The sequence below is a fragment of the Pantoea sp. ICBG 985 genome, from assembly GCF_002928365.1.
Taxonomy (GTDB): Bacteria; Pseudomonadota; Gammaproteobacteria; order Enterobacterales; family Enterobacteriaceae; genus Pantoea; species Pantoea dispersa.
Genome location: NZ_POWM01000001.1, coordinates 823,238 through 849,283 on the forward strand (window position 1 = coordinate 823,238; position 26,046 = coordinate 849,283).

General features: G+C 58.7%; 25 protein-coding genes. 15 read left to right on the top strand and 10 right to left on the bottom strand.

Annotated elements, in window-relative coordinates:
• The first annotated feature begins 66 nt into the window (after positions 1-66).
• The 6 genes from C1Y42_RS04070 to C1Y42_RS04095 all read left to right on the top strand — a co-directional run bounded on the left by C1Y42_RS04070 (position 67) and on the right by C1Y42_RS04095 (position 6,512).
• A complete protein-coding gene (locus C1Y42_RS04070) occupies positions 67-1,746 on the top strand; it encodes a methyl-accepting chemotaxis protein (RefSeq protein ID WP_104092856.1) in 1,680 nt (559 codons plus the stop codon).
• A gap of 104 nt (positions 1,747-1,850) precedes the next feature.
• Positions 1,851-2,726: a protein-glutamate O-methyltransferase CheR gene (gene cheR, locus C1Y42_RS04075; RefSeq protein WP_031279190.1), complete on the top strand. Its 876-nt coding sequence runs from the start codon at positions 1,851-1,853 to the stop codon at positions 2,724-2,726.
• On the top strand, positions 2,723-3,772 hold the full coding sequence (locus C1Y42_RS04080; protein ID WP_021506273.1) for a chemotaxis response regulator protein-glutamate methylesterase: 1,050 nt from the start codon (positions 2,723-2,725) through the stop codon (positions 3,770-3,772). The genes cheR and C1Y42_RS04080 overlap by 4 nt, the downstream gene beginning before the upstream one ends.
• Positions 3,773-3,811: 39 nt before the next feature.
• Positions 3,812-4,201, top strand: a complete 390-nt coding sequence (gene cheY, locus C1Y42_RS04085; protein WP_021506272.1) for a chemotaxis response regulator CheY — start codon at positions 3,812-3,814, stop codon at positions 4,199-4,201.
• Between the two features lie 9 nt (positions 4,202-4,210).
• The gene (cheZ, locus tag C1Y42_RS04090; RefSeq protein ID WP_058757663.1) at positions 4,211-4,852 is read left to right on the top strand and encodes a protein phosphatase CheZ; all 642 of its coding nucleotides are present in this window, start codon (positions 4,211-4,213) and stop codon (positions 4,850-4,852) included.
• 220 nt (positions 4,853-5,072) lie between these two features.
• Positions 5,073-6,512, top strand: coding sequence for a YchO/YchP family invasin (locus C1Y42_RS04095; protein ID WP_104092857.1), 1,440 nt, complete (start codon positions 5,073-5,075; stop codon positions 6,510-6,512).
• 93 nt (positions 6,513-6,605) lie between these two features.
• Here the strand turns inward: C1Y42_RS04095 and C1Y42_RS04100 are convergent, their stop codons facing one another.
• A complete protein-coding gene (locus C1Y42_RS04100) occupies positions 6,606-7,694 on the bottom strand; it encodes a porin (protein WP_031279188.1) in 1,089 nt (362 codons plus the stop codon).
• A gap of 870 nt (positions 7,695-8,564) precedes the next feature.
• Between C1Y42_RS04100 and C1Y42_RS04105 the strand changes: the two genes are divergently transcribed.
• The 6 genes from C1Y42_RS04105 to spy all read left to right on the top strand — a co-directional run bounded on the left by C1Y42_RS04105 (position 8,565) and on the right by spy (position 15,475).
• On the top strand, positions 8,565-9,785 hold the full coding sequence (locus C1Y42_RS04105; RefSeq protein WP_058757664.1) for an aspartate aminotransferase family protein: 1,221 nt from the start codon (positions 8,565-8,567) through the stop codon (positions 9,783-9,785).
• Positions 9,782-10,813, top strand: coding sequence for an arginine N-succinyltransferase (astA, locus tag C1Y42_RS04110; RefSeq protein ID WP_021506267.1), 1,032 nt, complete (start codon positions 9,782-9,784; stop codon positions 10,811-10,813). Before C1Y42_RS04105 ends, astA begins: the two co-directional genes overlap by 4 nt.
• Positions 10,810-12,279, top strand: coding sequence for a succinylglutamate-semialdehyde dehydrogenase (gene astD, locus C1Y42_RS04115; RefSeq protein WP_104092858.1), 1,470 nt, complete (start codon positions 10,810-10,812; stop codon positions 12,277-12,279). Before astA ends, astD begins: the two co-directional genes overlap by 4 nt.
• Positions 12,276-13,604 (top strand): N-succinylarginine dihydrolase, encoded by a 1,329-nt coding sequence (astB, locus tag C1Y42_RS04120; protein ID WP_104092859.1) that lies wholly within the window; start codon positions 12,276-12,278, stop codon positions 13,602-13,604. The genes astD and astB overlap by 4 nt, the downstream gene beginning before the upstream one ends.
• 45 nt (positions 13,605-13,649) lie before the next feature.
• Positions 13,650-14,645 (top strand): succinylglutamate desuccinylase, encoded by a 996-nt coding sequence (astE, locus tag C1Y42_RS04125; RefSeq protein ID WP_058757667.1) that lies wholly within the window; start codon positions 13,650-13,652, stop codon positions 14,643-14,645.
• Between the two features lie 335 nt (positions 14,646-14,980).
• Complete coding sequence (gene spy, locus C1Y42_RS04130) at positions 14,981-15,475, top strand: ATP-independent periplasmic protein-refolding chaperone Spy (RefSeq protein WP_104092860.1); 495 nt, start codon at positions 14,981-14,983, stop codon at positions 15,473-15,475.
• Positions 15,476-15,553: 78 nt separating this feature from the next.
• Here the strand turns inward: spy and cho are convergent, their stop codons facing one another.
• From cho to C1Y42_RS04145, 3 genes are all read right to left on the bottom strand, one after another.
• On the bottom strand, positions 15,554-16,414 hold the full coding sequence (cho, locus tag C1Y42_RS04135) for an excinuclease Cho (RefSeq protein ID WP_104092861.1): 861 nt from the start codon (positions 16,412-16,414) through the stop codon (positions 15,554-15,556).
• A 112-nt stretch (positions 16,415-16,526) separates the two neighbouring features.
• Positions 16,527-17,354, bottom strand: coding sequence for an ammonia-dependent NAD(+) synthetase (gene nadE, locus C1Y42_RS04140; protein WP_104092862.1), 828 nt, complete (start codon positions 17,352-17,354; stop codon positions 16,527-16,529).
• A 117-nt stretch (positions 17,355-17,471) separates the two neighbouring features.
• Positions 17,472-18,662: a multidrug effflux MFS transporter gene (locus tag C1Y42_RS04145; RefSeq protein ID WP_104092863.1), complete on the bottom strand. Its 1,191-nt coding sequence runs from the start codon at positions 18,660-18,662 to the stop codon at positions 17,472-17,474.
• Positions 18,663-18,854: 192 nt separating this feature from the next.
• Between C1Y42_RS04145 and osmE the strand changes: the two genes are divergently transcribed.
• Entirely contained in the window at positions 18,855-19,190 is a 336-nt protein-coding gene (gene osmE / locus C1Y42_RS04150; protein WP_021506259.1) for an osmotically-inducible lipoprotein OsmE, read from the top strand.
• 54 nt (positions 19,191-19,244) lie between these two features.
• Here osmE and C1Y42_RS04155 read toward each other — a convergent pair whose 3' ends face one another.
• The 4 genes from C1Y42_RS04155 to hxpB form a co-directional block, all read right to left on the bottom strand.
• Positions 19,245-19,631 (bottom strand): DUF6515 family protein, encoded by a 387-nt coding sequence (locus tag C1Y42_RS04155; protein WP_031279187.1) that lies wholly within the window; start codon positions 19,629-19,631, stop codon positions 19,245-19,247.
• Positions 19,632-19,826: 195 nt separating this feature from the next.
• A complete protein-coding gene (locus C1Y42_RS04160) occupies positions 19,827-21,218 on the bottom strand; it encodes an L-cystine transporter (RefSeq protein WP_104092864.1) in 1,392 nt (463 codons plus the stop codon).
• Between the two features lie 186 nt (positions 21,219-21,404).
• Entirely contained in the window at positions 21,405-21,992 is a 588-nt protein-coding gene (locus tag C1Y42_RS04165) for a metal-dependent hydrolase (protein WP_104093019.1), read from the bottom strand.
• A gap of 201 nt (positions 21,993-22,193) precedes the next feature.
• Positions 22,194-22,862: a hexitol phosphatase HxpB gene (hxpB, locus tag C1Y42_RS04170; protein WP_104092865.1), complete on the bottom strand. Its 669-nt coding sequence runs from the start codon at positions 22,860-22,862 to the stop codon at positions 22,194-22,196.
• Between the two features lie 144 nt (positions 22,863-23,006).
• Between hxpB and C1Y42_RS04175 the strand changes: the two genes are divergently transcribed.
• Entirely contained in the window at positions 23,007-23,543 is a 537-nt protein-coding gene (locus C1Y42_RS04175; RefSeq protein WP_021506254.1) for a YniB family protein, read from the top strand.
• 4 nt (positions 23,544-23,547) lie between these two features.
• Here the strand turns inward: C1Y42_RS04175 and C1Y42_RS04180 are convergent, their stop codons facing one another.
• Both C1Y42_RS04180 and ghoS read right to left on the bottom strand, forming a co-directional pair.
• Entirely contained in the window at positions 23,548-24,441 is an 894-nt protein-coding gene (locus C1Y42_RS04180; protein WP_058769688.1) for a fructosamine kinase family protein, read from the bottom strand.
• 90 nt (positions 24,442-24,531) lie between these two features.
• Positions 24,532-24,822, bottom strand: coding sequence for a type V toxin-antitoxin system endoribonuclease antitoxin GhoS (gene ghoS, locus C1Y42_RS04185; RefSeq protein WP_058776251.1), 291 nt, complete (start codon positions 24,820-24,822; stop codon positions 24,532-24,534).
• Positions 24,823-25,154: 332 nt separating this feature from the next.
• On the opposite strand from ghoS, the gene C1Y42_RS04190 reads away from it, so the two are divergent.
• The gene (locus C1Y42_RS04190; protein ID WP_031279185.1) at positions 25,155-25,916 is read left to right on the top strand and encodes a YdiY family protein; all 762 of its coding nucleotides are present in this window, start codon (positions 25,155-25,157) and stop codon (positions 25,914-25,916) included.
• The last annotated feature ends 130 nt before the right edge of the window (positions 25,917-26,046 follow it).

Consider the following 26,046-nt stretch of genomic DNA (forward strand, 5'->3'; position numbering starts at 1 on the left):
ACCTCACATAAAGATCCGCGCCTGCGCGCCGATAACACCAGCGATCCGCCAATTAATGAGGTGTTTATGTTTAGTCGTGTTCGAGTGGTATCCGGCCTGCTGTGTGTGCTGGCGTTATTTGCCTTACTGCAGCTGTTTTCCGGAGGAATGTTTTTTTCAACGGTAAAAGCCGATAAAGATAATTTTGCGTACAACCAACGTCTTAGCACCCTGCAAAGGGCGATGGGCACCTCATGGGTTTCGCTGGTACAGGCGCGTAACACACTGAACCGTGCCGGTATCCGCTATCTGCTGGACAGTCAGCAGGCCGGCTCCGGTGCCACGGTAAAAGATCTGGTGGCGCTGGCCAATACGGAGCTGAAAACCGCCGATCAGAGCTTTGCCGAGTTCAACGCTAACCTGTCGGAAAAGGGCAAAAGCGCGGAGAACGTGCTGACGCTGCAGGCTAACTACAACGCGTTTCGCGGGGCGCTGGCCGAGCTGATTGATTTTCTCAGTGCCGGTAACTTTAAAGGCTTTGTCGATCAGCCAACGCAGGGTTTTCAGGACAAATTTGAAAAGGATTACAACGCCTGGCTCGCCTACAACATTGTGCTGGCAAAACAGGGCATTGACGCCAATGAGAGCGCTTACCAACACGCGATTATGCTGGTGGTCGGCACGCTGCTGGTGACGCTGCTGGTGATTGCGCTGGTGTGGAGCGGTATGCGTACGGCGCTGATCCGTCCGCTGCAGCAGAGCATTGAGCACATCCGCCATATTGCGTGCGGCGATCTGACGCAGCCGGTCGATCTCAGCGTACGTAACGAAATGGGCGACCTGCTCAGTTCGCTGCAGCACATGCAGCAGGAGCTGGCGCGCACCGTACGCATCGTGCGAGACGGTTCGGACGCCATCTACACCGGCGCCAGCGAAATCGCCATGGGCAACAACGATCTCTCTTCGCGTACCGAACAGCAGGCCGCATCGCTGGAGCAGACCGCGGCCAGCATGGAGCAGTTGACCGCCACCGTGAAGCAGAACGCGGAAAACGCCCGTCAGGCGTCGCAGCTGGCGCTGAACGCGTCCGAAACGGCGCAGCAGGGCGGCAAAGTGGTCGATGGCGTGGTCAGCACCATGAAGGACATCGCCGGCAGTTCGAAGAAGATTGCCGATATCACCAGCGTGATTGACGGTATCGCCTTCCAGACCAATATCCTCGCGCTGAACGCCGCAGTGGAAGCGGCACGCGCCGGTGAGCAGGGGCGTGGTTTCGCCGTGGTCGCGGGCGAGGTGCGCAGTCTGGCTCAGCGCAGCGCGCAGGCGGCGAAGGAGATCAAAGGCCTGATTGAAGATTCGGTCAGCCGCGTCAATACCGGTTCGGTGCTGGTAGAGAGCGCGGGCGAAACCATGAGCGAGATCGTCAACGCGGTGACCCGCGTGACCGACATCATGGGCGAAATCGCCTCGGCTTCCGATGAGCAGAGCCGCGGTATCGACCAGGTTGGCCTGGCGGTGAACGAGATGGACCGCGTCACCCAGCAGAACGCCGCGCTGGTGGAAGAGTCCGCGACGGCGGCGGCGGCGCTGGAAGATCAGGCCAGCCGACTGAAACAGTCGGTGGCGGTGTTCAATATTGGTAAAGAATTTGTCGCCCAGGCCGTTAACGTAACTACAGCGCCAAAAATTGCGCGTCAGTCTGCACCGCAGGCGCTGGCGCCAGCGGCAGGAGCTCGTGGCGCTGACGATAACTGGGAAACCTTTTAACCCTTGTGGCCGCCGCAGGGCGGCCCGTGTGAATGGTGTGCACTGGCAGCACAGTAGCAACCGCAGTATCACAATTTAATCAGTTTGTTGCCGGGTGACCCGAAATGAAGAAATCGACGTTATTGGATCAAAATGAAGCCACGACGCTGCTCTCACAAATGGTGCAGCGCCTGCCGCTTTCCGATACACATTTTCGTCGTATCAGCCAGCTGATCTATCAGCGCGCGGGCATCGTGCTGGCCGACCACAAACGCGAGATGGTTTACAACCGTCTGGTACGTCGGCTGCGCATGCTGAATATTGATGATTTTGGTCGCTATCTGGCGCTGCTGGAGCAGGACCCGAACAGTGCCGAGTGGCAGGCGTTTATTAACGCACTGACCACCAACCTGACCTCATTTTTCCGTGAGGCGCACCACTTCCCGATTCTGGCAGAGCATGCGCGCAAACGCAGCGGCAACTACAGCGTGTGGAGCACCGCCGCTTCAACCGGTGAAGAGCCGTACTCGATTGCCATGACGCTGGCGGAAACGCTGGGCACCGGACCGGGGAAATTTTCTGTCCACGCCAGTGATATTGATACGCAGGTGCTGGAGAAAGCGGTAGCGGGCGTTTATCGCCAGGAGGAGCTGCGCACCTTATCGCAGTCGCAGCTGCAGCGCTTCTTCCTGCGCGGCACCGGCCCGCACGCCGGCATGGTGCGCGTGCGCAGCGAGCTGGCCAACATGGTGAACTACGCGCAGCTCAATTTACTGGCGCACGACTGGGCGTTGCCGGGGCCGTTCGACGCGATTTTCTGTCGTAACGTGATGATCTATTTCGATAAAGAGACGCAGGAACAAATTCTGCGCCGTTTTGTCCCCCTGCTGAAGCCGGGCGGTCTGCTGTTTGCCGGGCATTCGGAAAACTTCAGTCAGATCAGTAAAGAGTTCTGGCTGCGTGGACAGACTGTCTATGGACTGACCAAGGAAAGACGATGAGCAAAATCACCGTGATGTGCGTGGATGATTCCGCGCTGATGCGCCAGTTGATGACGGAGATCATCAACAGCCATCCCGATATGGAGATGGTCGCGACGGCGCCGGACCCGCTGGTAGCGCGGGATTTGATCAAACAGTACAACCCGCAGGTGCTGACGCTGGATGTCGAAATGCCGCGTATGGATGGCCTCGACTTCCTCGAAAAACTGATGCGCCTGCGGCCGATGCCGGTGGTGATGGTTTCGTCGCTGACCGGTAAAGGATCGGAAGTGACGCTGCGTGCGCTGGAGTTAGGCGCGGTGGATTTCGTCACCAAGCCGCAGCTCGGCATCCGTGAAGGCATGCTGGCCTACAGCCAGATGATCGCCGACAAGATTCGCGCCGCCGCGCGCGCCAAACTGCATGCGCGTGCCGCCACGCCGCAGCCGGTGATGCTGAAAGCGGGACCGCTGCTGAGCAGTGAAAAGCTGATTGCTATCGGCTCTTCAACCGGCGGCACCGAGGCGATTCGCCATGTGCTGCAGCCGCTGCCGGCCACCAGCCCGGCGCTGCTGATTACGCAGCATATGCCGCCCGGTTTTACCCGCTCGTTTGCCGAGCGGCTGAACAAGCTGTGCCAGATCACCGTGAAAGAGGCGGAAGACGGCGAGCGTATTTTGCCCGGTCACGCCTATATCGCGCCGGGCGCGATGCACATGGAGCTGGCGCGCAGCGGTGCCAACTACGTGGTGAAACTGAACGACGGACCGCCGGTGAACCGCCATAAACCGTCGGTGGACGTCCTGTTCCGCTCGGTTGCGGTCAACGCCGGGCGAAATGCAGTGGGGGTCATTCTGACCGGCATGGGCAACGACGGCGCGGCCGGGATGCTGGAAATGCACCGCGCCGGCGCGTGGACCATCGCCCAGGATGAAGCCAGCTGTGTGGTATTTGGTATGCCGCGCGAAGCGATAGCGATGGGCGGCACCAGTGAAGTGGTCGATCTGGGTCACATCAGCCAGCATATGCTGGCCAAAATTAGCGCCGGACAGGCATTGCGAATTTAACGAGCCGGTCCTGCCGGACAAGACAACACAGGAGTAGATATGGCTGATAAAAACATGCGCTTTTTGGTAGTGGACGACTTCAACACGATGCGTCGTATCGTCCGTAACCTGCTGAAAGAGCTGGGATTCAATAACGTGGAAGAGGCCGAGGATGGCGTCGACGCCCTGACCAAACTGCGTGCAGGCGGCTTCGATTTCGTTATCTCTGACTGGAACATGCCGAACATGGACGGTCTGGAACTGCTGCAGACCATTCGTGCCGACGCCACGCTGGGCAAACTGCCGGTGCTGATGGTCACAGCCGAAGCCAAGAAAGAGAACATCATCGCCGCCGCGCAGGCCGGTGCCAGCGGTTACGTGGTGAAGCCTTTCACTGCCGCCACGCTGGAAGAGAAGTTGGGCAAAATCTTCGAAAAACTGGGTATGTAAGGAGATGTGATGAGCGACCTTCCGAAACCAACTGAAGAAGCTTCGGCACACGAGATTATTGCCCGGATTGGCTCTCTGACACGTATGCTGCGTGACAGCCTGCGCGAACTGGGGCTGGATCAGGCCATTGCCGAAGCGGCAGAAGCGATTCCGGACGCGCGTGACCGTCTGGATTATGTGGTGCAGATGACCGCACAGGCAGCGGAACGTGCGCTGAACTGTGTGGAAGCGGCGCAGCCACACCAGGACCAGATGGAAGCCGGCGCCACCCAGCTGAAAGGCCGCTGGGATGCCTGGTTTGAAAACCCGATCGAGCTGGCGGATGCACGCGAGTTGGTTTCGGATACGCGCCAGTTCCTTGACGACGTTCCGTCTCACACGGCGTACACCAACAAGCAGCTGCTGGAAATCATGATGGCGCAGGATTTCCAGGACCTGACCGGTCAGGTAATCAAGCGCATGATGGATGTGATCCAGGAGATCGAACGCCAGCTGCTGATGGTACTGCTGGAGAACATGCCGGAAGCCAATGCGGCGGCACGTAAAGAGGGCAACAGCCTGCTGAACGGTCCGCAGATCCATGCTAACGCGCCAGGTGTGGTTTCCAGCCAGGACCAGGTTGACGACCTGCTGGACAGTTTAGGTTTTTAATGCTGATCGGGTGTTCAACCCGCATCCGAACCCTCTCCCGCCCGGGAGAGGGGACCGCACGACGTGTTTTCCCGTCTGATCGCCCTGTATGCCCTTAGGTGGCGTAAAATCTGAAACATAGCAAGACAAGTCCTACGTTGGCGCAAGGATATGTTAAGGTAACCTCGTACAGTTTTGTGAGCCACTTCAAATTCTAAACTGAAACGACTACTCTTTTGCTATGCTGCCATTGGTTCTGACCCGCAAAATTTTCGCTGCTGTAACTTTAGGGGCCCCTGTACTGGCGGCCGTTGCGCCTGCGCAGGCCTTCACCGGTAACAGCGACGTCTCCGCCACACCGTTTGCCGATCCGGCACGTTTCCAGAAAATTGCTGATGAATTACCGGCGCTGGGCTATCAGGACGATACGTCGGCGTTCAGTAAAAAGCTGGCGGGCATTGCCAAAAGCATCGGCGAGGCCAGCCAGAACAGCGACAGCGATACCACGCTGGGTCAGCAGGCCGGTATCTGGGCGTTTAACCATTTTCGTGATGAGGTTGCCACCCGGGTGGCGGATGAAGGGCAGTCGCTGCTGTCGCCTTATGGCCAGGCACAGATCGATCTCAACGTCGATATGGAAGGTAACTTCAGCGGCAGCGGGGCTTCGCTGCTGACGCCATGGGCCGATCGCTACAATTACCTCACGTTCAGCCAGCTGGGCGTGCACCAGACCGATTACGGGCTGGTGGGCAATGCCGGGCTGGGACAGCGCTGGGTGGCCGGCAGCTGGCTGCTGGGCTATAACGGCTTCGTTGATCGGCTGTTCGACAGCGGCTTGCAGCGCGCTTCGCTGGGCACCGAGGCCTGGAGCGACTACCTGCGCTTATCCGCCAACTACTACACGCCGCTGTCCGGCTGGCGCAATCGCAACCCGTTCCAGCAGCAGCGGCTGGCGCGCGGGTATGATGTCACCACTCAGGGCTATCTGCCGTTTTACCGCCAGCTGGGCGTGTCGGTCAGCTGGCAGCAGTATCTCGGCAACAATGTCGATCTGTTTAATTCCGGCAACAGCTACCACAATCCTTCAGCGCTGACGCTGGGCGTCTCCTACACGCCAGTGCCGCTGGTTACCGTATCGGCCAGCCACAAAACCAGTAATGAAGGCGAGAGCCAGGATCAGCTCGGCTTACGTCTCAACTACCGCTTTGGCGTGGCGCTCAGTCAGCAGCTCAATCCGGATAACGTCGCCGCCGCGCGTTCGCTGCGCGGTAGCCGCTATGATTTGGTCACGCGCAGCAATACGCCGGTGCTGGAGTTCCGCCAGCGTAAAACCCTGTCGGTATTCCTCGCCACGCCGCCGTGGCAGCTCAATGCGGGCGAGAGTTTGCCACTGAAACTGCAGATCCGCAGTGCTCATCCAATCAGTAAAGTCAGCTGGCAGGGCGATACGCAGGCGCTGAGCCTGACGCCGGGTGCCGATCCCAACGACCCGCAGGGCTGGAGTATTATTATGCCCGCGTGGGATGCGTCGCCTGAGGCGAACAACAGTTATCGCCTGTCGGTGACGCTGGAGGACAGCAAGCAAAATCGCGTGACTTCCAACTGGATTACGCTGCAGGTGCAGCCGCCGGTGATGCTGGAGCAGGGGGGCGAAAACCGCTTCGACCTGCTGGCGCCATAATCAGCGCGGCACCAAAGAAAAAGGGCAGCCGGAGCTGCCCTTTGCTGCATCCTCAGCCGACACTTGCCGGGATGCCATGAGGGTAAATCACCATCAGAACTGGTACACCAGACCTACCGCGGTAATATCGTCGGTTTTCAGGCGCAGCGCGTTGTCATCTTTCAGCAGGTTGATGCGGTATTCGCTGTAGACCGACATGTTCTTGTTGAAGTAGTAGGTGGCACCGACGGACGCGTATTTGAACAGCCAGGCGTCGCCGACGTTTTCAATATTTTTGCCCTTTGAGCTCACGTAGCCCAGCGACGGACGGAAACCGTTCAGGAACTGATACTGCGCCACAGCTTCAAAGTTCACCGCTTTGTTGGCGAACCCGCTGTTACCGATTGGCGTGGCGTTGTGGGATTCGCCGTAGATGGTCGCCAGATAGAGCTGGTTAGCATCATATTTCACCCCGGTTTCCCAGTGTTCGGCTTTCTCACCTCTGCCGTAGGTGGCAAGGTTTTGCGCGCTGACGCGATTGAGGCTGGCATAGGCGGCAACCGCGCTCAGGCCAAAGTCGGTGTCATACGAGGTGGAAAGGGCGAAACCATCACCGTTGGAGCGGCGTACCGCCAGGTTTGGCGTTGCCGCGCTGTCGCTGCGCTCGTTTTTCCCTTCGTACTGCGCTGCGACGTTCCAGCCTTTAACCAGACCGAAGAAATCTTTGTTACGCCAGGTCAGCACGCCGGTGGAGCGACCGGACAGGAAAGCATCGACATAACCGGAATCACCGCCGAAGAAAGGCAGCATATCGGTATAGCCCAGCACGTCATAAATCAGACCATAGTTACGGCCATAGTCGATCGAACCAAACTGCGCGAACTTCAGACCCGCATAGCCGAGGCGGGTTTTGTTACCGGCCTGCGCATCGGCACCTTCCGTGTTACGCAGGCTGAACTGCGATTGCCAGAAACCGTAGCCGGTCAGCTGATCGGTAATTTTGGTTTCGCCCTTAAAACCGATACGGACATACGATGAGGTATCACCATCATTGGTGGTGTCATCGGAGAACAGGTGCGACACGTTGATTTTGCCGACCAGATCCAGCTTGTTACCATCCTTATTATAGATTTCAGCGGCCTGAGCCACAGAAAATCCCAGCAGCAATGGCATGACCGCTGCCAGTAAAGTGCGCTTCATCATTTATATTTTTACCCTGTGTTATTTTTTAATTTTTTAAGCCCCTGGTGGGGTGACAAGAAAATGACACAAAAGGATAAAGATCAGTAGTGCAATAGTTGTAACAAATAATTTCTTATTGGCTATTTGTGCGATTTTCATACGGCAATTCCATTATTCGGAAATGGAAATCGCTTTTACTTATCATGATTAAGTGAGCATTTAATCGACGATTAATATTTATCTTATTGATAAGTAATGATTAAATTAAGAATGGTATGACTTAATAAAAATAGCGTTTTATTGCCTTAAATAGCACAAGCCTATGCCTTAAAGTTCAATGCTTATGAATCAAAGCAGGCTGATAGTCACCCCGTAAATTATCCGCATTGACGCGCTGTGTCGGTTTATTTCAGGCTAAATAATATCCCGATCTTTAATACGTTTAATTACCGGCCAGCCTGGCACAGGGTAGCCAAAATAAGTTAATCAGTTGTTACTAATAAGCGGCCGACATGCACCACGCCGATGCCTGAACCGGGCTGTCACTTGCACCCGCTAAGCGCAGTGCGCCCCAAAATGGCGCAACAGACGCCTCATTTTGGCGAAATATCTGCTGTGCGATCACAAAAGCAATATTTCATTTTGCGAATGCATAAATCCGCTAAACAAATTACTACGGTGCCGCTGTCATCGGATGGTTATTCACTTTTTATGCATTAAATGTGCATAGCGAAAGGGTGTAACTTATTGATATTTCGTTGCTGAACCTGATTTATGCATTTTTTCCTCTGGCTGGCACGTTAACTGCACTCTATAGTCGAGCTGCAACTCAGCAAATTTTAACAATTTTAAAACAAAAGCTTCACCCGAAGTGAGGCAGGAGAAATGGCTATGTCACTGCAGGTTTCACGTCACGATTTCGATCAATGGATGATGCCGGTTTATGCCCCTGCGGCTTTTGTGCCGGTGCGTGCCGAGGGTTCTACGCTGTGGGATCAGCAGGGCAAAGAGTACATCGATTTTGCCGGTGGCATCGCGGTGAACGCGCTTGGCCATGCGCATCCCGCGCTGCAGCAGGCGCTGACCGAGCAGGCCGGTAAACTGTGGCACACCGGCAACGGCTACACCAACGAACCGATTCTGCGCCTGGCGAAGCAGCTGATTGATGCCACCTTTGCTGACCGCGTGTTCTTCTGTAACTCCGGGGCGGAAGCCAACGAGGCCGCGCTGAAGCTGGCGCGTAAAGTGGCGCACGACCGTTTCGGTGCCGAAAAAAACGGTATCGTCGCCTTCACCAATGCCTTCCACGGCCGCACCCTGTTCACCGTTTCAGCCGGCGGCCAGCCCGCCTATTCGCGCGACTTCGCCCCGTTACCGCCAGCCATTCAGCATGCCACCTTTAACGATCTGGCCTCGGCGGCAGCCTTAATTAATGACCAAACCTGCGCGGTCATCGTCGAGCCGATTCAGGGCGAGGGCGGTGTATTACCGGCCGATCCGGCGTTCCTGCGCGGACTGCGCGAACTGTGCGACCGCCATCAGGCGCTGCTGATTTTTGATGAAGTGCAGAGCGGCGTCGGCCGTACCGGCTCGCTGTATGCCTATATGCATTACGGCGTCACGCCTGATGTGCTGAGCACCGCCAAGGCGCTGGGCGGCGGCTTCCCCATCGGTGCGATGCTGACGCGTGAAGATCTGGCGCAGGTGATGGGCGTCGGCACGCACGGCACCACCTACGGCGGCAACCCGCTGGCCGGTGCGGTGGCCGGTAAAGTGCTGGAGCTGATCAATCAGCCTGAGTTTATGGCTGGCGTTGCCGAGCGGCACCAGTGGTTTGTCACGGCGCTGCAGGAGATCAACCAGCGGCTGCCGGTGTTTAAAGAGATTCGTGGCCTGGGGCTGCTGATTGGCGCGGTACTGAATGACGATTTTGCCGGTAAAGCCAAACAGTTCAACCTGACGGCGGCGGAAGAGGGCGTGATGGTACTGATCGCCGGTGCCAGCGTGGTGCGCTTTGCCCCGGCGCTGAACATCAGCGAGCGTGAAGTAAAAGAAGGGCTGGCGCGCTTCGAACGCGCCTGCGCACGCGTGCTCAAAGGAGCCACATCATGATGGTGATTCGCCCCGTCGAACGTGACGATCTGCCGCAGCTGCTGGCGCTGGCGGGGAAAACCGGCGGCGGTCTGACCTCGCTGCCCGCTGACAGCGAGACGCTGAAGGCGCGCATTGAGCGCTCGCTGCAAACCTGGCAGGACGCGCTGCCGCGCGCTGAACAGGGCTACGTGTTTGTGCTGGCGGATAGCAGTGACAATCGCGCCGTCGGCATCTGCGCCATTGAAGTGGCGGTAGGTTTGCAGGATCCCTGGTACAACTTCCGCGTCGGTACCCAGGTGCACGCCTCGAAAGAGCTGAACGTCTACGCCAGTTTGCCGACGCTGTCGCTGAGTAACGATCACACCGGCAGCAGCGAACTGTGCACGCTGTTCCTCGATCCTGACTACCGCGACGGAAAAAATGGCCATCTGCTGTCCAAGTCGCGCTTTCTGTTTATGGCGAATTTCCGCGAGCGCTTCATGAAGCACGTGGTAGCGGAGATGCGCGGCGTCAGCGACGAGCAGGGACATTCTCCATTCTGGGATAGCGTGGGCAGCCGTTTCTTCTCCATGGAGTTTCGCCAGGCCGATTTTCTCAGCGGCACCGGGCAAAAAGCTTTTATCGCAGAACTGATGCCCAAGCATCCGCTGTATATCCACTATCTGTCGGAAGCGGCACAGCAGGTGATTGGTGAAGTCCACCCGAAAACCGCGCCGGCGCGCGCGGTGCTGGAAGCCGAGGGTTTCCGCTATCTCAACTATATCGACATCTTTGACGGCGGCCCGACGCTGGAGTGTGAGATCGACCGCATCCGCGCCATCCGCAAGAGCAAAGTGCTGACCGCCAGCGAAGGCGAAGCTGAGGCGCACTGGCCGCTGTGTCTGGTGGCGAACTGCGACTATCAGCAGTTCCGCGTGGCGCTGCTGCCGGTCGATGTCGCATCCGGTCAGGTTCTGATTAATCAGCAGCAGCGCACCGCGCTGCGCTGCGACTATGGCGATTCGCTGCGGGTGGTTACCCTGGGTCGCGAGGAGAATAACGCATGACGCATTTTATCAACGGTGAATGGCAGCCGGGCAGCGCGGAGACGCTGAGTAAACACAATCCGGTGAGCGGCGAGATCTTATGGCAGGGCAACGCTGCCTCTGCGGCGCAGGTGGCGGCGGCCTGTGAGGCGGCACGCGCGGCGTTCCCGGCATGGGCACGCCTGCCGTTTGCTGCCCGCCAGGCGCGGGTAGAGGATTTTGCCCGTCTGCTGGAGCGGGATAAAACCGAGCTGGCGGCAATCATCGCACGTGAGACCGGCAAACCGCGCTGGGAAACGCTGACCGAAGTGCAGGCGATGATCAATAAAGTGGCCATTTCGATTAAGGCTTATCACACCCGCACCGGCGAACAGGCCGAAGGTGAGAGTTCACTGCGCCACCGGCCGCACGGCGTGCTGGCGGTGTTCGGTCCGTATAACTTCCCCGGCCATCTGCCGAACGGACATATCGTGCCGGCGCTGCTGGCGGGCAACTGCGTGTTGTTTAAACCGAGCGAACTGACCCCCGCCACCGCAGAGAAAACCGTGCAGCTGTGGCAGGAAGCGGGCCTGCCGGCGGGTACGCTGGCGCTGTTACAGGGCGGACGTGATACCGGCCAGGCGCTGGCGCAGGCGGAGCAGATTGACGGCCTGCTGTTTACCGGTAGCGCGGCCACCGGCTATCACCTGCATCGCCAGTTCGCCGGACAGCCGGAGAAAATGCTGGCGCTGGAGATGGGCGGCAACAATGCGCTGATTGTGGAAGATCCGGCCGACATTGATGGCGCGGTGCATATCGCTATTCAGTCGGCGTTCATTACCGCCGGCCAGCGCTGCACCTGCGCGCGTCGTTTGCTGGTGAAACGCGGTGCGGCGGGCGATGCCTTCCTGCAGCGCCTGGTCGAAGTGAGTGCGCGCCTCAAACCGGCAGCGTGGGATGCCGAACCGCAGCCATTTATGGGCAGCGTGATTTCGCCCGCCGCCGCCGGGCAGATCTTCGCTGCCTGGCAGCAGCGGATTGCGCTGGGTGGCAAGGAGTTGCTGGCGATGCGCTGGCCGGATCGCGACAGCGCCATTATCACGCCCGGCATCATCGACATGACCGGCGTCGCCGGACTGCCTGACGAAGAGGTGTTCGGACCACTGCTGCAGGTCATCCGCTACGACCATTACGCGCAGGCGATTGGCCTCGCCAACGACACGCGCTACGGATTGTCGTGCGGGCTGGTGTCACCGCAGCGTGACCAGTTTGATCAGCTGCTGCTGGAAGCGCGCGCCGGCATCGTGAACTGGAATAAACCGCTGACCGGCGCCGCCAGTTCGGCACCGTTTGGCGGCGTGGGCGCCTCCGGTAATCACCGTGCCAGCGCCTGGTACGCGGCGGATTACTGCGCCTGGCCGATGGCCTCGCTGGAGAGCAGCAGCTTAGCGCTGCCGGGCAGCCTGTCGCCAGGGCTCGATTTTGCTGCTTCAGGAGCGACATCATGAAGGCGTTTGAAGCAAACTTTGATGGTCTGGTCGGCCTGACGCACCACTACGCTGGCCTGTCGTTTGGCAACGAAGCCTCCACGCGCAATCAGCTGCAGCCCTCCAATCCGCGGCTGGCGGCTAAACAGGGGCTGCTGAAAATGAAGGCGCTGGCCGACATGGGCTATGTGCAGGGCGTTATCCCTCCGCACGAGCGGCCTAATCTGCCGCTGCTGCGCCAGCTGGGATTCAGCGGCAGCGATGCGCAGGTGCTGGCCAAAGCAGCCCGGCAGGCACCGCAGCTGCTGTCAGCGGCCAGTTCGGCGTCGGCGATGTGGGTGGCCAATGCGGCCACGGTTTCGCCATCGGCCGACAGCGCCGACGGCAAAGTGCATTTTACCGTAGCCAACCTCAACAATAAGTTCCACCGGGCGATCGAAGCGCCGGAAACCGCCGACCTGCTGCGCGCCATCTTCCGCGATGGCCGCCACTTCAGCGTGCACGACGCGCTGCCGCAGGTGGCACTGTTTGGTGACGAAGGCGCAGCCAACCATAACCGCTTCGGCGCTGACTATGGCGCGCCCTGCGTGCAGCTGTTTGTCTACGGCCGCGACGGCCAGCAGCAAGGCAGCGCACCGGCGCGCTATCCGGCGCGCCAGACGCGTGAAGCCAGCGCGGCGGTGGCAAGATTGCATCAGCTGGATGACGCGCGCACGCTGTTTGCTCAGCAAAATCCGGCGGTGATCGATCAGGGGGTGTTCCACAATGATGTAATCGCCGTCAGCAATCAGCAGGTGTTTTTCTGCCACGAAGAGGCGTTTGTCGACCAGCCCCAGCTGCTGCAACAGCTGGCGGCTCAGGTGCCGGGCTTCCAGCCGATTGTGGTGCCGCGCGATCGGGTGTCAGTGGCCGATGCGGTGAACACCTATCTGTTTAACAGCCAGCTGCTGCAGCATCCGGACGGCGGCATGCGGCTGGTGCTGCCGGAAGAGTCGCGCCAGCATCCCGGCGTGTGGCGCTATTTGAGCGAACTGGTGGAGAGCGGCGGCCCGATTCGCGCGCTGCAGGTGTTCGATCTGCGTGAGAGCATGTGCAACGGCGGCGGACCGGCCTGCCTGCGTCTGCGCGTGGTGTTAACCGAGGCGGAGCGTCAGGCCGTCAATCCGGCCGTGCTGATGAACGATCGCCTGTTTACGCGTCTGAATGACTGGGTGGATCGTCACTATCGCGACCGCCTGACGCAGGCCGACCTGGCCGATCCGCAGCTGCTGAGCGAAGGGCGAAGCGCGCTGGACGAGCTGACACAGCTGCTAGACTTAGGCAGTGTCTACGCGTTTCAGCGTTAACGCCGGGGGCAAATGTGTTGCCCCCTGTGTCAGAAAGGAGTGAACATGCAGGACTTTTTACAGCAAACCCTGTCAGGCAGGCCGCCCGCGCAGCGGCAGGGCAGTAACGCCCACCTGCACTGGCAGTGGCATGATGAGGGCATACTATCCCTGACACCGCATACGCCCACGCAGCAGGCGCTGGTTCTCTCCGCCGGGATTCACGGCAACGAGACCGCCCCGGTGGAGATCCTCAATCTGTTGCTGACGCCGCTGCTGCAGGGGGAAAAACCGCTGGCCGTGCGCCTGCTGGTGATCCTCGGCAACCCGGCGGCGCTGCGCAGCGGCAAACGCTACCAGCATTATGATATCAACCGGCTGTTCGGTGGCCGCTGGCAACAGGTGGCCGACGTGCCGGAGGCGCAGCGCGCGCTCCAGCTGGAGCAGGCGCTGGAGAACTTCTGGTGCGAGTGCCTCGATCACGAAATTCGCTGGCATCTCGATTTGCACACCGCGATTCGCGGTTCGTGGCATACGCGCTTTGGCGTGATGCCGCTCAACAGCCAGCCGTGGCCAGCAGATTTTTTACACTGGCTGGCAGCGGCCGAGCTGGAAGCGCTGGTGTTTCACCGTGCGCCGGGTGGCACCTTCACCCACTTCAGCTGTGAACACTACGCGGCAGCCAGCTGTACGCTGGAGCTGGGAAAGGCGCTGCCGTTTGGCGAGAACGATCTCACTCAGTTCAGCGGCGTGCAGCGTGCGCTGGCGGCGCTGCTGTACGGTGAGGCGCTGCCGCCGGTGCGCGAGACGCCGCGCCATTATCGCGTGGCACAGCAAATCACCCGGCACGGCGAGCAGTTTGTTCTGCACATGGGCCCGGAAACTCTCAACTTCACGGCTTTCCCGCAGGGCACGCTGCTGGCGGAAGAGGGTGAGCGGCGCTATTACGTGCAGCAGGCGCGTGAATATGTGCTGTTCCCCAATCCCAACGTGGCACCGGGCCTGCGCGCCGGGCTGATGCTGGTGGAGGAGAGTGAGCAGACCCAGGCGCTGGAGTTGTAATCCGAAAGCTTTACCCGGCAATCCCTCCTCTCCCTGTAACGGGAGAGGTCACGGATGAGCAGAGAACGTGCGCAAATTAACGACATTTTCCCTTCCGCAAAACCGACAAAGCCATTACACTCCTCCTTAATTCCTGCGCTTTCCCCTTGATCGTCATACTCTTTTGCAATTCCTCACGCATTTCTTCGCAATCTCTCCATGATTGCCCGATAACTGTCTTTTATGCTTGCAGGGCTTTACTCAGCCTCTGAGTAGTTGACGTTCAGCGTCGTATGCTTGTTTCCGAAGACGCGACACAGGCTGTCGTCATTAAACTGAAAAGTAAGGACAATATTATGCGTAAACTGACCTCCCTGTTTCTGGCTACCGCAATGGCTTTCGGTGCCGCCAATATCGTCCATGCTGCGGCTGACAACCTGACGCCGCCGCCAGCGGGCAGTGAAAAACCGATGCACAAGCCGATGCGCCACCACGGCATGGACATGATGTTCAAAGACCTCAACCTGACCGACGCGCAGAAAACCCAGATTCGCGACATCCTGCGTGACAGCCATAAAGACATGAAGCGTCCATCGCTGGAAGAGCGTCGTGCTAACCACAGCATCATCGCATCCGACACCTTTGACCGTGCCAAAGCAGAAGCGCAGGCAGACAAAATGAGCGCCAATGCGAAAGAGCATGCGCTGAAGATGCTGGAAACCCAGAGCAAGATCTATAACGTGCTGACGCCAGACCAGAAGAAGCAGTACAACGCCAACTTTGAGAAACGTCTGACAGAAAAAGGCCCGCACGACGGTAAAATGCCGCCACCGCCGGCTGATGGCGAATAAGCCGTTTAGCTCACCGGTTTGAGACCGCCGACGTTGTCCATGGCACACTGTGCTTTGGGCAGCGTCGGCGGTTTTGCGTTATAGCTCAATCAGCGGATAAACGCCGGACAGCAGCGGTCGGCAGAGAATTTTGTAACCGTCATGGTCGAAGCCGTGACGCGCACGCTGTAGCTGACGCGCTTCCTGCTCACTGCTGACCGATCCCAGCCAGAACCAGTGATCGATGACGTGAATCTGCGTCATCTCCGTCCCGCGCTCCACCATACCCACCGGGCCCTGCCACGGCCAGCACACCACGCGCAGCTGCTCCAGCCCTGCCAGCATGCGCTGCTGATGCGCCGCCAGCGGTTCCGCCCCGCAGCAGGCACCGGCACAGCGTTTAAGCGCCGCGCGGAAACAGCCGCGCCCCGGCTGCAGGCGCTCTAATCCCAGCAGGCCGTGACACAGGCGCAGCTCATCGGCGAGGCTTTTCAGCTTCTCTAAGGCGGCAAAGCGGCTGCGGAATAACCCGTACAGGTCAGGCGAGGAGGAGAAATCGAGATCGCGCGCGTACACCACCTGCGGTGCGCCATCGCCCAGCTGCAGCGAGCACAGCTGGCGGTTTTTGCGCAGGCGCTTATTGAACAGCGGCTGCTGCGTTTTGATCATCTGCGCTTCGAGCAGCTGCGCGCCCACGTCCCCGGCGGTGGGGATCCAGCTGACGCGTCGCGCCTGGCGCAGCATGCTGGCTTCATCCGCCGTGCGAAAATGGGCCATCACCCGGCTGCGCAGGTTGATACTCTTGCCGATGTACAGCGGCAGGTTGTCGTTATCACCGTGGAAAGTGTAAACGCCCGGCTGATTAGGCAAGCCTTCCAGCCACTGACGCAGATGTTCGGGATATTGATAGATAGCCGCCGCATCAAATTCGAGGCGATGGCGGTTTGCTCGTCTGACCAAAGAACGCTCCGCTTACTGGTTGTGCATACAGTATATCAGCGTGCGCTTTTTCCCGCCAGCGGGGGTGTGAAGAGGCAGGCCTCCCGCCGGGGGAGCGGGAAGCCGCAGGGGATTACTTCTTCCAGAAATCGTCGAACACGGTGATTGGCGGACGACGTTTATGCTCGGTTTTGGTGTACCAGCCTTCAATGATTTTCGCCGCGTCGGCGTCGATGGTTTTGCCTTCGAGGAAATCATCAATCTGCTGATAGGTCACGCCCAGCGCGACTTCATCCTGCAGACCGGGACGATCGTCCTCCAGATCGGCGGTGGGGTGCTTGAGATAGAGGTGTTCCGGGCAGCCGAGCGCTTTCAGCAGTTTTTTGCCCTGGCCTTTGTTGAGGCGGAAAATCGGGTTGATATCGCTGCCGCCGTCGCCGTACTTGGTAAAGAAGCCGGTCACTGCTTCTGCGGCGTGATCGGTGCCGACCACGACGCCTTTGGTCATACCGGCAATGCTGTACTGGGCTTTCATGCGTTCGCGCGCTTTCTCGTTGCCGCGCACAAAATCCGACAGGGCAATGCCCGCCTCCTGCAGTGCGCGCTCGCTGGCCAGTACCGCTTCTTTGATATTGACCACCAGCGTGCGATCCGGCTGGATGAATGCCAGCGCATCCTGACAATCCTGCTCGTCAGCCTGCACGCCATACGGCAGGCGCACGGCGATAAAGCTGTAGTCGTGATCGCCGGTCTCTTCACGCAGTTCAGTAATGGCAGTCTGCGCCAGCTTGCCGGTCAGCGTTGAGTCCTGACCGCCGCTGATGCCGAGCACCAGGGTTTTGATAAACGGATGGGCTTTCAGATAGGACTTCAGAAAATCGACGCTGACGCGGATCTCCTGCTGCGGGTCGATAACCGGTTTAACACCCAGGGCCTGAATGATTTCCTGCTGCAGTGACATGAACCTCTCCTCAAGTCGGTAGCCTGACGGCACAATGCGAATCATGTGCTAAAGCTAACGCCTCCGCAGAAAAACAACAAGCCGAACGGCTTGTTGTCCGGTGTTTCTGTTGGCAATTCAGGCGCTTTTTGGTTTCTGCGCCAGCAGCATGAACATCACGATGGCCAGCATAAAGCAGCCAAAGATGGTGGCCGTCATGCTGATTACCGAGGTGCCGCCAAGGCCGGTGATTGGTACGCTGAGCGCGCCGAGCGAGAACATCGCAACGCCGATCACCGCCGAGGCGCTGCCGGCGCGGTGGCCCTGGCTCTGCATCGCCAGCGATGACGCGGTGGTGGCGATCACGCCGTTACTGGCGATGGTGAAGAACAGCGCCACCAGCACCAGCGGCAGCGGCGCGCCGCTCACGCCGGCCAGCAGCAGGCAGCTGGAGGCGACAAACGCCAGCGTCAGGCCGCCCTTCAGCACGCGATATTCGCCCCACAGCGGACAGAGCCGGGCGCTGGTCTGGGAAGCAATCACCAGGCCAATACCGTTCGCCGCAAAGCACAAGCTGAACGCCTGCGGTGACAGGCCGTAAATCTGCTGCAGTACAAACGGCGAGGCGCCGATATAAGCAAACATGCCGGACATCATGAAGCCCTGCGTCAGGCAGAAGCCCATAAACGGCCGGTGGGTGATGACCTGGCCGAGCGCCGCCCAGGCGGAGAAGATCGATCCCTGGCTACGGCGTTCGGCTGGCAGGGTTTCGCGCAGCTTCCAGCGCGCCAGCAGAATCAGCAGCACGGCAATCGCGGCCAGCACTACAAAGATGCCGCGCCAGTTCAGCACTGTCATCAGCGCACCGCCCAGCACCGGCGCACCAATCGGCGCCAGGCCATTCACCAGCATCAGCAGGGCAAAAAAGCGCGTCAGCTCATGGCCGCTATACATATCGCGGGCAATGGCACGCGACAGCACCGCGCCGCCGGCACCGGCCAGCCCTTCAAACAAGCGCGCCACCAGCAGAGCGTGAATATCCTTTGCAAGCGCACAGCCAATCGAGGCGATGAACAGCAGCGCCAGCGACAGCAGCAGCGGACGAATGCGGCCAAACTTATCGCTCATCGGACCAAACAGCAGCTGTCCGGCGCCCAGCCCCAGCAGACCGGCGGTCAGACTTAGCTGGGCGGTGGCGGTTTCGCTACCGAGGTCGCGCGCCAGTTCAGGCAGGGCAGGCAGATAGAGATCGATACAAAGCGGCCCGAGCGCGGCGAGCAGGCCGAGCGTGATGGCATAAACCAGCCGGTTAGGGTGTGCAGGTGTCATTGATCCTCTGTGTTATTTTTGGCTTTAAGATGTATCTTGCGCCGCGATTATACGGAGCCGGTGACGGCAACACAGCATCTTTACGTAATCCTGACGCTTCAGAACTGACCGAAAGCACCGCCATTGAGTTGATAAATCTGGAATTATGTTCCAGGCTTAGTGGGACATGGACAAAGTATGAGGAACAACAAGATGAATAAAGTGCTGGGATGTATCGCTGCCGCTATGACGCTGGCAGCCCTGTCTGGTTGTACAACTTACGATCGTGCGGAAAGCTACGTGACTAAGCCTGTGGTGAAGGATGTGAAAAAAGGCATGACGCGTGAACAGGTGCGCCAGATTGCCGGACCGGCGTCAACCGAGATCACTATGGTTCATGCCCGGGGTACCTGCCAGACCTACGTGATTGGTGAGCGTGATGGCAAACAGCAGACTTACTTTGTGAGCTATAACGACACCGGTCGCGTCATGAACTACGGCTTCCAGAGCTGTAAGGATTACGATACCGATCCGCAAGCCGCGCAGTAACGGCAGCAGAATAACAAACGGCCCGTCTCAGACGGGCCGTTTTTCTTTGTGCGCTTACAGCCCATACGGCCGCGGCACCTCAATGTAGCTGCCGCTGATCTCGCGCTGATAGTAGTGACCATCCTGCACGTAATAGCGTTTGCCGTTGTAATCCAGAACGCGCATGGCGCTGGCCGGTGGGCCATCCGGCGGCTGGACCACCACGTAGGTGTCGCCCTGCCGCTGGTAGTAGCTACCGTTCAGCAGGTAGTAGGTCAGTCCGCCAATCAGCACGGCGGTCGCGGCCTCCGGCAGAAAACGCAGCGGTCCGGGATGTCCCCAGCGGGGTCCCGGACCACCCCAGTGCGGGCCAGGGCCCGGACCCCAGCCATACGGATGAGCAAAACTTACGGTTGGCGCTATCAGGGTTAACGCCAGCATTGAGGCGATAACGTTTCTCATGAGGGTTCTCCTGCGGTAACTCCCCGCAGCATTCGCCTTTCAGCGCGCAAACTCAAGCAAAAAACCGTCGATTTTGCCTCCGTTTACCATGCTTAACGTTTTCCTGACGTTAGCGCCATGATTGCGGAAAAAAGTGCAGAAAACGGCAAAAAAACGGCAGGCTTTGCGGCCTGCCGTTACGGGAAAACGGGTTAATTAGCGGTGCGCCAGTTCCGCGTGTTCGTCGCTCTCCAGCACTTTTTTGTCGGTCATACCCAGCCAGCGGCTGGTCAGTGAACCGGCGGTCATCGAGCCGTTAACGTTGAGCGCGGTACGGCCCATATCAATCAGCGGTTCGATGGAGATCAGCAATGCCACCAGCGTGACCGGCAGTCCCATCGCCGGCAGGACGATCAGCGCGGCAAAAGTCGCGCCGCCACCGACGCCCGCCACACCGGCTGAGCTCAGCGTGACAATACCGACCAGCGTGGCGATCCATACCGGGTCAAACGGGTTGATGCCCACGGTCGGCGCTACCATCACCGCCAGCATGGTGGGATAGAGGCCGGCACAGCCGTTCTGGCCGATGGTCGCGCCAAACGAGGCCGAGAAGCTGGCGATGGATTCCGGTACGCCCAGACGACGCGTCTGTGTCTCCACGTTCAGCGGAATACTGGCGGCGCTGGAACGGCTGGTGAAGGCAAAGGTAATCACCGGCCAGACTTTACGGAAGAAGCGCAGCGGGTTGATACCGTTGATTGACAGCAGCAGCGCGTGAACGCCAAACATGATCGCGAGGCCGAGATACGAGGCCACCACAAAGCCGCCCAGCTTGATGATGTCCTGCAGGTTGGAACCGGCAACCACTTTGGTCATCAGCGCCAGCACGCCGTACGGCGTCAGCTTCATGATCAGACGGACCAGCTTCATCACCCAGGATTGCAGGGTATCAATCGCCACCAGCACGCGCTCGCCTTTGGCTTTGTCATCTTTCAGCAGCTGCAGCGCCGCCACGCCGAGGAACGCAGCGAAAATCACTACGCTGATGATCGACGTTGGATTGGCACCGGCCAGATCGGCAAACGGGTTTTTCGGGATAAAGGAGAGCAGCAGCTGCGGCGTACTCAGATCCGCGACTTTACCAACGTAGTTGCTCTGAATGGCGCTCAGACGCGCGGTTTCCTGCGCGCCCTGTACCAGTCCCTCGGCGCTGAGGTGGAACAGGCCGGTCACCAGCACGCCCACCAGTGCGGAAATGGCGGTGGTAAACAGCAGCACGCCGATGGCCAGCACGCTGATTTTGCCCAGCGACGAGGCGTTATGCAGCCGCGCCACCGCACTGAGGATCGAGGCAAACACCAGTGGCATGACAATCATCTGCAGCAGCTGAACATAGCCGTTACCGACGATGTTGAACCAGCCAATCGACTCTTTCACCACCGGGCTGTTTTCGCCATAAATGGCCTGCAGTGCCAGGCCAAAGATCACCCCCAGCACCAGGCCGGTCAGCACGCGCTTCGACAGGCTCCAGCTCTGGTTGCCGACGCGGTTTAACGCAATCAGCAGCGCGACAAATGCCACGATATTGATGATCAGAGGAATATTCATTGTTAACTCCTGAAGGTCGCCACGCGATCGCGCCGCGTAACCGAAAATAGCAGAGGGATCCTCTGTAACTGTCGCGGCATGGTACCAGTTGGCCCTGCGGGAACAATATATCTAAATCGTCTGGGTTATAACTAAATGGTATTTAAGGCGATTTTTTCAGCAATCGCTGGCAGAAGGAAAAACACATCAGCGCATACTGCCGTTCACCAGTCGGCCAATGCCGTTCTGCAGATTGTTGAACAGCTGCTCCGGCCAGCCGTTAGCGCCAAACGACGGCATACCGGGCGGAAACCACAGCGCATAGCCCACCAGAGCGAGGCACAGCGCGCGCTCCAGTTGATTACCTTGCTGGCTGTTGAGGATAGGCAGGCGAAAGCGCCAGCGGCACGGCCACAGCAGCGGCACGCCGGCGGGCGTCAGCATATCGGCGACAATGTGGCTCAGATAGCCGAGCGTCATGCCCTGCAGGACATCCGCTGGCAGGAACCAGTCGGCCGGCACGTTAATCTGAAACAGCCACAGGCTGACCGCCACCGCCAGCAGGCTATGGGTAAAGCCGCGATGGCCAAAAGCGCGGGCTATCGGCTGCGACAGCCACTTTAGCCGCTGGCCCAGCACCGATTTAGGGTGATCGATATCCGGCAGCAGGCAGGTCAGCAGCGCAGCCGGCACCAGATGCCACCAGTCGGCACTGGCCATCACCGGCGTCAGTTCGGCGCGTTTGGCAAATATCGCACTGGCGATGGCAAAAATGATATGGCCTTCGGCCGTCATGATGGAACCTGGCTGCAGAAACTGTCGATGCATCCAGTATAGGGATTTATCCAGTAAATGAGAACGGTGACGCTGTAACGAAGAGTGAATTTTTTGCTGACCCGCGCCTGAAAAAAGCGCGGGAAATTAACGGTCTGGCTTACTTTTGCGCCTGGCAATCGGGCGAAACCTCAGCCAGGCGTAACGCGCGATGCACACCGATCAGTTAAACAGATGTTCCGCCTGCAACTGCGTCAGGTTTTCCAGTTGCACATTGGCCAGTGCCCAGCGCGCATCGTGGCGATGTTCGGCGGCAGGCACCACAATGGAACGCATGCGCACGGCTTTACTGGCGATCATGCCGTTGAACGAGTCTTCCAGCGCCACGCAGTTGAGCGGATCAACCCCCAGCTTTGCCGCAGCATCCAGATACACCTGCGGATGAGGTTTGCTGTAAGGCAGCGCTTCAGCCGAGGCGAGGGCGCTAAAGTAGTGACGCAGATTGAACATCTCCAGCACGCGTTCCAGCATCGCCAGCGGAGACGCCGAGGCCAGCGCAATCGCCAGTCCCTGTTGCTGACACAGCTGCAGCGCCTGCTCTACGCCAGGCAACAGCGGCCGCGTCTCTTCGACCAGCGCCAGCGCGCGGGCAATAATGCGCTGAGTGACTTCGGCCTGATCCGGTCCGTTCCACGGCAGCGCCTCGTACCACATGCGCACGGTTTGATCGATGCGCAGGCCGAGCGTATCCGGCAGCTCGTGGCGGCGGCTAATATCCACATTCAGGCTGGCAAACACCTCCAGCTCGGCGCGATCCCATAGCGGTTCAGAATCAATCAGTAAGCCATCCATATCAAAAATAGCGGCCAGCACAGGGCGACGATAGGTCATACAACAGCTCCATTGACAGTTTGCCCTACCTTAACATGGGCGGCGGCGAAAACCGACTTACGGCAGGTTACGCATTTTTCAGGAAAATTTGCTGTAGTGCAGGTAGACTTAGGGCAAAACTACTGTTTGTGAAGGGAAGACACCATGACGTATCAACAGGCTGGCCGCATCGCCATCCTCAAGCGAGTGGCTGGCTGGGTGATTTTTATTCCGGCGCTGTTATCCACCCTTATCTCCATCTTAGGCTTCATGTTTAAACACAGCGAAAAGCAGCCCGGCATTGACGCCGTGATGCTCGACTTCGTGCATGTGATGGTGGATATGATTAAGTTCAACACGCCGTTTCTCAATGTGTTCTGGAACAATTCGCCGGTGCCGGAATTCAACGGCGGGGCCAATATTGGCTTCTGGCTGATCTATATCCTGATATTCGTGGGCATCGCTTTGCAGGCCTCGGGCGCACGCATGTGGCGTCAGGCGCGCCATATCAAAGAAGGCATTGAAGACCAGATGATTCTGGAACAGGCGAAGGGCAGCGAAGGGCGCACGCGGGCGCAGCTGGAAGAGAAAATCCATGTGCCGCGACACACCATTTTGCTGCAGATTTTTCCGCTGTACATTCTGCCGGTGATCATCGCCGTGGCCGGTTACTTCGTGTTGAAACTGCTCGGCATGCTGTAAGGCGTCAGGCCGGTCTGACCTGGCGCTGGCCCAGCGCATCCTCCTCCAGCAACTGGCCGATAGCGAACTGCGCTTCGCCGGCCCAGTTGCCGCCAAAGACGTTGGCGCGGTTGAGCAGATAGTAGAGTTGATATACCGGCTGACGCTGCGAGAAGCCTTCCGGCAGCGGCCACACCGCATGATACCCTTCATAAATTTGGCGCGGCAGATCGGCGTAATAGCTGAGCATCGCCAGGTCGCATTCGCGATCGCCCCAGTAGCAGGCGGGATCGAACAGCCACGGGCCACTGGCGCTGCCGGCGCAGTTGGCCGGCCACAAATCACCATGCAGTAACGACGGTTGCGGATGGTGATTAGCGAGGCTGCGCTGCACGCAATCCACGATCAACTCCATGTCACCGTAGTGCACGCCTTTCTCCGCCGCCAGCTGCAGCTGCCAGCCAATGCGCTGTTCGGCGAAAAACACCGACCATTTGCGTAACCAACTGTTGGGTTGCGGCGTGGTGGTAATGTTGTTGTCGAAGTCGAGACCAAACTGCGGTTGCTCGCTCCACTGGTGCAGATGGGCCAGCTGCTGGCCGAGCTGGAATGCGCTTTGGGCGTTGAGTGGCTGCGGGGGAATGTATTCCAGTAGCAGAAAGCTGGTGTCACGATCGTTACCGACGCCGTAGACCTTCGGCACGCGCACCGTGTGGGTACGCGCCAGCAGATCAAGCTGGTCGGCTTCCCAGCTGAACAGCGTCAGCATGTCGCGCGTGTTGCATTTGACGAACACCTCCAGCTCACCGTAGCGCAGGCGCCACGCCGGATGAATATCGCCACCGGGCAACTCATGACGTTCGGTGATTTCGGCATCGCCGGCGTACTCGCTTAACAGACGACTAATGGCTGACCACATCGGGTAATCCTCTTTATTCGCTGCGTAAGGTCGATTGTAACGCGCAAAACTTGCACAACTCCAGCGGCAATGCGCAAATTGCGGATTGCGTCAGGCTTGCGCTTTAAGAAACGCTTCCAGCGTGGTGACATCAGCGTCCGGCTGCTGATCGAGTGCCACTGCCGCCAGCCCGGCGGCGTGTTCCGCCAGCGCCTGCTCCTCCAGCGCACTCACAATGCCAAAGCTGTTGGTGCCCAGCTCGTGCGGATGGCCGTCCGCATCGTGTAACGTGGTGCTGTAACCACCGTTAACCATCGCGCTATTCAGCGCCTGCAGATCGCCAAGACCCCTTTCCTGATAACGGAAGGTGACAACGTAACGCTTGAGATCATGATCGCCCATCTTTTCACCTCATTGTTATCGAACAGATTTCAGCGTAGACCAGCGCCTGCGATAGAGCGAATTCTGCACAATCGCCCGGCGGCGCACAGCGTAAAGTCCTGTCAGGGTCGGCAGAAAATTCTTGTAGCATTTAAGCTGTTATTTGGTTATTTGCCGCCTATAATGCGCGCCGGAAATGGGAAGATTCCCAATCCACACGCGGTGCCAGCGCAAAACCTGGCGATTCTGGTGCTTTCATACTTTTTTACAAAACTTACCGTAAATTGCATTGATTGCCCGGGAAAATTCTCCAGACTCATCTCTTTTTCAACTGTCGTACGGGTTACCATTTAATGAAAGCCTTCAATAAGCTGTCCGCTGTTTTGTTGCTCTCCGCCGGAGCATTTTGTCACCAGGCCTTTGCAGATAACGCTGTCTTCACCTCAATGGATGACCCTTCTACGGCAAAAAAACCGTTTGAAGGCACCGCGTCAGCCGGTTACCTGGCACAGACCGGTAACACCACCAGCTCATCGCTGACCGCGTCAACCAGCATGACCTGGTATCAGACCTCAACGGCGTACAGCCTGTGGGGTAACGCCGCGAATACCTCATCCAACGATGAGCGCTCGTCGGAAACCTATAACATCGGTGGCCGTAGCCGTTACAACCTCAACAGCGCTGACTACCTGTTCGGTCAGGCGAGCTGGCTGAGCGACCGCCTGAACGGTTATGATTCACGCGATGTTCTGACCGCCGGTTACGGTCGTCAGATCCTCAACGGTCCGGTGCACTCGCTGCGTGCTGAATTCGGTCCGGGTGTACGTTACGATGACTTCCACGATGGCGGCCACGAAACCAAAGCACTGGGCTACGGCGCGCTGAGCTATCAGTGGCAGCTGACTGACACCACTAAATTCATCCAGGGTGTGTCGGTGCTGAGCAGCTTTGGTGAAGACACCACGCTGAACTCCGAAACCGCACTGCAGGTGGCGATCAACGACCACTTCGCGCTGAAACTGGGCTACAACGTCACCTGGAATAACAATCCGCCAGAATCTGCGCCAGACCGTACCGACACCAAAACCACGGTCCAGCTCTCTTACGCGATGTAAACCAGAGCGCATTGTTATACCGTCGCCCGGCCTGTGCCGCGCGGCGGTTTTTTTTGATCTCTCTTTGGCTTAGCGCATTTCTTCGCGGGTTTTGCTCACTGCGGAAAGCTGTTATCATCGTTGCCGCTTT

Excerpts from the sequence above, each read along its gene's own strand:
- C1Y42_RS04145 (WP_104092863.1), bottom strand. The coding sequence starts at position 18,662 with ATGACACCTGCACACCCTAACCGGCTGGTTTATGCCATCACGCTCGGC.
- C1Y42_RS04070 (WP_104092856.1), top strand. The coding sequence starts at position 67 with ATGTTTAGTCGTGTTCGAGTGGTATCCGGCCTGCTGTGTGTGCTGGCG.
- nadE (WP_104092862.1), bottom strand. The coding sequence starts at position 17,354 with ATGTCACTGCAGCAGGAAATCATTCAGGCCCTGGGTGTTAAACCGGTT.
- ghoS (WP_058776251.1), bottom strand. The coding sequence starts at position 24,822 with ATGGGCGATCATGATCTCAAGCGTTACGTTGTCACCTTCCGTTATCAG.
- astB (WP_104092859.1), top strand. The coding sequence starts at position 12,276 with ATGAAGGCGTTTGAAGCAAACTTTGATGGTCTGGTCGGCCTGACGCAC.
- hxpB (WP_104092865.1), bottom strand. The coding sequence starts at position 22,862 with ATGACCTATCGTCGCCCTGTGCTGGCCGCTATTTTTGATATGGATGGC.
- C1Y42_RS04160 (WP_104092864.1), bottom strand. The coding sequence starts at position 21,218 with ATGAATATTCCTCTGATCATCAATATCGTGGCATTTGTCGCGCTGCTG.
- C1Y42_RS04180 (WP_058769688.1), bottom strand. The coding sequence starts at position 24,441 with ATGTGGTCAGCCATTAGTCGTCTGTTAAGCGAGTACGCCGGCGATGCC.
- C1Y42_RS04080 (WP_021506273.1), top strand. The coding sequence starts at position 2,723 with ATGAGCAAAATCACCGTGATGTGCGTGGATGATTCCGCGCTGATGCGC.
- osmE (WP_021506259.1), top strand. The coding sequence starts at position 18,855 with ATGAATAAAGTGCTGGGATGTATCGCTGCCGCTATGACGCTGGCAGCC.
- cheZ (WP_058757663.1), top strand. The coding sequence starts at position 4,211 with ATGAGCGACCTTCCGAAACCAACTGAAGAAGCTTCGGCACACGAGATT.
- astA (WP_021506267.1), top strand. The coding sequence starts at position 9,782 with ATGATGGTGATTCGCCCCGTCGAACGTGACGATCTGCCGCAGCTGCTG.
- cheR (WP_031279190.1), top strand. The coding sequence starts at position 1,851 with ATGAAGAAATCGACGTTATTGGATCAAAATGAAGCCACGACGCTGCTC.
- spy (WP_104092860.1), top strand. The coding sequence starts at position 14,981 with ATGCGTAAACTGACCTCCCTGTTTCTGGCTACCGCAATGGCTTTCGGT.
- C1Y42_RS04165 (WP_104093019.1), bottom strand. The coding sequence starts at position 21,992 with ATGACGGCCGAAGGCCATATCATTTTTGCCATCGCCAGTGCGATATTT.
- cheY (WP_021506272.1), top strand. The coding sequence starts at position 3,812 with ATGGCTGATAAAAACATGCGCTTTTTGGTAGTGGACGACTTCAACACG.
- astE (WP_058757667.1), top strand. The coding sequence starts at position 13,650 with ATGCAGGACTTTTTACAGCAAACCCTGTCAGGCAGGCCGCCCGCGCAG.
- C1Y42_RS04100 (WP_031279188.1), bottom strand. The coding sequence starts at position 7,694 with ATGATGAAGCGCACTTTACTGGCAGCGGTCATGCCATTGCTGCTGGGA.
- C1Y42_RS04105 (WP_058757664.1), top strand. The coding sequence starts at position 8,565 with ATGTCACTGCAGGTTTCACGTCACGATTTCGATCAATGGATGATGCCG.
- C1Y42_RS04190 (WP_031279185.1), top strand. The coding sequence starts at position 25,155 with ATGAAAGCCTTCAATAAGCTGTCCGCTGTTTTGTTGCTCTCCGCCGGA.
- C1Y42_RS04095 (WP_104092857.1), top strand. The coding sequence starts at position 5,073 with ATGCTGCCATTGGTTCTGACCCGCAAAATTTTCGCTGCTGTAACTTTA.
- astD (WP_104092858.1), top strand. The coding sequence starts at position 10,810 with ATGACGCATTTTATCAACGGTGAATGGCAGCCGGGCAGCGCGGAGACG.
- C1Y42_RS04155 (WP_031279187.1), bottom strand. The coding sequence starts at position 19,631 with ATGAGAAACGTTATCGCCTCAATGCTGGCGTTAACCCTGATAGCGCCA.
- C1Y42_RS04175 (WP_021506254.1), top strand. The coding sequence starts at position 23,007 with ATGACGTATCAACAGGCTGGCCGCATCGCCATCCTCAAGCGAGTGGCT.